The 3,813-nt window shown below is 46.8% G+C and carries 3 protein-coding genes and 1 pseudogene; 1 reads left to right on the plus strand and 3 read right to left on the minus strand.

Translation table 11 applies throughout. The features are described from left to right. Both ACJHX7_RS25955 and ACJHX7_RS25960 read right to left on the minus strand, forming a co-directional pair. The coding region (locus ACJHX7_RS25955) for an IS1 family transposase (RefSeq protein WP_129692851.1) at nucleotides 1-55 on the minus strand (55 nt) is incomplete at its 3' end. Nucleotides 56-311: 256 nt separating this feature from the next. After that, nucleotides 312-584 (minus strand): annotated as a pseudogene (locus ACJHX7_RS25960) (IS1 family transposase); the annotation flags it as partial. A 93-nt stretch (nucleotides 585-677) separates the two neighbouring features. On the opposite strand from ACJHX7_RS25960, the gene ACJHX7_RS25965 reads away from it, so the two are divergent. After that, the gene (locus ACJHX7_RS25965) at nucleotides 678-2,111 is read left to right on the plus strand and encodes a DNA cytosine methyltransferase (RefSeq protein ID WP_001288435.1); all 1,434 of its coding nucleotides are present in this window, start codon (nucleotides 678-680) and stop codon (nucleotides 2,109-2,111) included. Nucleotides 2,112-2,144: 33 nt separating this feature from the next. Here ACJHX7_RS25965 and ACJHX7_RS25970 read toward each other — a convergent pair whose 3' ends face one another. Continuing rightward, entirely contained in the window at nucleotides 2,145-3,353 is a 1,209-nt protein-coding gene (locus ACJHX7_RS25970; RefSeq protein ID WP_000110242.1) for a type II site-specific deoxyribonuclease, read from the minus strand. Nucleotides 3,354-3,813 lie beyond the last annotated feature (460 nt).

The raw sequence follows: 3,813 nt of genomic DNA on the forward strand, positions 1-3,813 counted from the left end.
GCACCACCCCGTCAGTAGCTGAACAGGAGGGACAGCTGATAGAAACAGAAGCCACTGGAGCACCTCAAAAACACCATCATACACTAAATCAGTAAGTTGGCAGCATCACCTAGAAGCAAAAACATTTGCTGAAATGTTAGGAATAACAGAAGGTGAGTTAATCTTTGCCATTAAGAAAACTGGCACATTCAAAAACAAGACAATCCCACAACCTCATGAGCCACATAAATCAAATAATAGATTTTTATATTCAGACGTAATGAGGTTTATAGAATCACTAAAAGACAAATAGAACCGGTAATGACTCCAACTTACTGATAGTGTTTTATGTTCAAATAATGCCCGATGACCTTGTCATGCAACTCCACCGATTTTGAGAACGACAGTGACTTCCGTCCCAGCCTTGCCAGATGTTGTCTCAGATTCAGGTTATGTCGCTCAATGCGCTGAGTGTAACGCTTGCTGATAACGTGCAGCTTTCCCTTCAGGCGGGATTCATACAGCGGCCAGCCATCCGTCATCCATACCACGACCTCAAAGGCCGACAGCAGGCCCAGAAGACGCTCCAGCGTGGCCAACGTGCGTTACCTAAAACCTGTTTAAATATCCAGATAAAAACATTCAATCTGGGTCAAATGAGTGATACAGTTTCACCCATAAGACCCAATGGAGGCAATATGTCTGAATTTGAATTACTGGCGCAGGATCTGCTTGAGAAAGCAGAAGCGGAAGAACAACTGCGACAGGAAAATGATAAAAAGCTGCTCGGGCAGGTGCTGGAAATCTATGACCAGAAGTACGTGGCTGAACTGCTTAGAAAAGTTGGTAAAAATGAGTGGAGTCGCGAGACTCTTAATCGCTGGATTAATGGTAAGTGCTCACCTAAGACGCTGACGTCAGCCGAAGAGGAACTTCTACGAAAAATGCTTCCGGAAGCGCCTGCACATCACCCTAACTATGCCTTCCGGTTTATTGACCTGTTTGCTGGGATTGGAGGTATACGGAAGGGCTTCGAAACCATCGGTGGCCAGTGCGTTTTTACCAGTGAATGGAATAAAGAGGCTGTGCGCACATATAAAGCTAACTGGTTTAACGATGCTCAGGAACACACTTTCAATCTCGATATTCGGGAAGTCACGCTCAGTGATAAACCTGAAGTACCTGAAAACGATGCCTATGCTTACATTAATGAGCATGTGCCGGATCATGATGTACTTCTAGCAGGTTTCCCCTGTCAACCGTTCAGCCTTGCGGGCGTAAGCAAGAAAAACTCGCTCGGGCGCGCGCATGGTTTCGAATGTGAGGCTCAGGGAACACTTTTCTTCGATGTGGCGCGTATTATCCGCGCAAAAAAACCTGCCATCTTTGTTCTTGAAAACGTTAAAAACCTGAAGAGCCATGACAAGGGTAAAACCTTTAAAGTCATCATGGATACCCTCGACGAACTGGGCTATGAAGTTGCGGATGCAGCTGAGATGGGCAAAAACGATCCTAAAGTTATCGACGGAAAGCACTTTTTACCTCAGCACCGAGAACGTATCGTTTTGGTCGGTTTCCGTCGTGATCTGAACATTCACCAGGGCTTTACCCTGCGCGATATTAGTCGTTTTTATCCGGAACAGCGTCCGTCATTTGGCGAACTGCTGGAACCCGTGGTTGACAGCAAATATATACTGACGCCGAAACTCTGGGAGTATCTCTATAACTACGCCAAAAAGCACGCAGCTAAGGGTAACGGATTCGGTTTTGGCCTCGTTAATCCTGAAAATAAAGAAAGCATTGCCCGTACGCTTTCTGCTCGCTATCACAAAGACGGGTCTGAAATTCTGATAGACCGTGGCTGGGATATGGCCACAGGTGAAACAGACTTCGCGAACGAAGAAAATCAGGCGCATCGGCCCCGTAGGCTGACTCCACGAGAGTGCGCGCGCCTTATGGGTTTTGAAAAAGTAGATGGCAGGCCTTTTCGCATTCCTGTGTCAGACACTCAGTCGTACAGGCAGTTCGGTAACTCCGTAGTGGTGCCCGTGTTTGAAGCCGTAGCCAAACTGCTTGAACCTTATATCCTGAAAGCGGTTAATGCCGATTCGTGCAAGGTTGAACGAATCTGATCGCTCCTCCCGGTATTTATGCCGGGAGATAATCTATGGAATATCTGCGTAAAGCTCTGTCAGCTCAGCAATAAACGCACCTAGCGTCATTAGCTCAGCTCTCACCGCCTCCGGGTATTTTTTGTGCAGAGATGATGGCACGACCAATCTGACACCCGACTCCCGCATCTCCCGATATTGAGCCAGAGAAACTCCCTCCTGGAGTGTAAACAGATGCACCTGATGAATTTTATCGGCCTCATTCAGTATCTGACGCCAGCGATCCTTACAGGTAGTCTTGACTGCCAGCATGCGCAGATTTTCTACGGGAAACTCAGTATCGTGGTAAGCCCCTGCGGAAGGGAAAAGGAAATCGGGTTTTTTATTACCTTCTGTGATGGCCTGCGTCGAAAAGTGTCGCAGGCCGTGCTCAATGAATAGATGCTCCAGGTGCAGTTCCAGCGACTTCCCGGCTCTGGATTTACGGCGATTGCTGACAGAATTGGCCAGCGCAATAAATTCATCCACAGAGCCAAATCCTTTCCGGATGATATCCAGAACATGCAGTTCCTCAACCAATAGAAATATGTCGTACTCCACGCGCCGGCGGTCAAGAAGTTGCTCATCCGGATCAAGGGAATTTTTCACATAATGGCTGGCTGCATACTGAATAATTTCACTTCCCGACGGAAAGCGCAGGTGCCAGTCTTCAGGTAGAATATATTTATGATTTACTGGCGCTTGCTGTAGAGATAGTCCGCCTAGAATCTGTCCTGCGGGGCCGGATATAAGCGCTCCGGGTATAACTTCACCAATAGCGGTCTCAATGACGTCCTCTTCATCAGTGCTGGCGCATACCCAAATATTTACTTCCTTACAGTCCCCCCCTTGCTCATCAAGCTTGAAAGCTAGGAGCGTCAGAGCACCTGTATTTTCAGGATTCTGAAGTGGGCTGCCTCTACCCCAGCGGGTAATCCTTTTTTCATTCCGGGTTTTACCAAAATGACGGCTGTTATAATAAATTGCCCGGGCTTCGCTGTCAGGGCAATCATGCGATGACACATGTGCGGTGAGAAAAACCGAAGGGTTCAGTTCACGGGTATGGTTGATAGACGGAAAGAGTTTTTCAACGATACCTGAAGGGATATAAAGTCCTACCTGGTGACCACCTGTTGCGCCGGTATCGTTGGCGGAAAGGCGTTTGATGTAGACGAAGTAATTCTCACATGCGATCTCGAGTAGCCAGTTGTGGAAAACCGACATAAACATCCCCTGTTACCCTGAAACTCTACTCACCATTTTTTCATAATTATATACAAACAGCCAGAAAGGCTGTTACAGGCGATTTGATCTGCAACCTATTGGTTAAATTAATGTATCAAAAACGATGGTTTCTGTGACACATCCCTATAAGCAGTTGCCTATACAATAAAACGCTCTCCGGCTGTAACAAAACCCGTTACAGTATCAATACAACAAAAACGATGTAACAAAATAGGGTGGCAAAATGATAATCGGCTATGCGCGTAAATCGACACATCTTCAGGATGTAACGCATCAGGTTGATGAACTGACAAAAGCGGGTTGCGAGCAAATCTATCATGAACAGATCTGGCACTGTTGCAAAGTTAGCGATGAGGCAGCCTTTTGTCTTATTCAAAGGCCTTACATTTCAAAAACTCTGCTTACCAGGCGCATTTCGCCCAGGGGATCACCATAATAA

The organism is Escherichia sp. WS1451 (assembly GCF_046487365.1).
In the GTDB taxonomy this organism is placed as follows: Bacteria; Pseudomonadota; Gammaproteobacteria; order Enterobacterales; family Enterobacteriaceae; genus Escherichia; species Escherichia coli.

Excerpts from the sequence above, each read along its gene's own strand:
- ACJHX7_RS25965 (WP_001288435.1), top strand. The coding sequence starts at position 678 with ATGTCTGAATTTGAATTACTGGCGCAGGATCTGCTTGAGAAAGCAGAA.
- ACJHX7_RS25970 (WP_000110242.1), bottom strand. The coding sequence starts at position 3,353 with ATGTCGGTTTTCCACAACTGGCTACTCGAGATCGCATGTGAGAATTAC.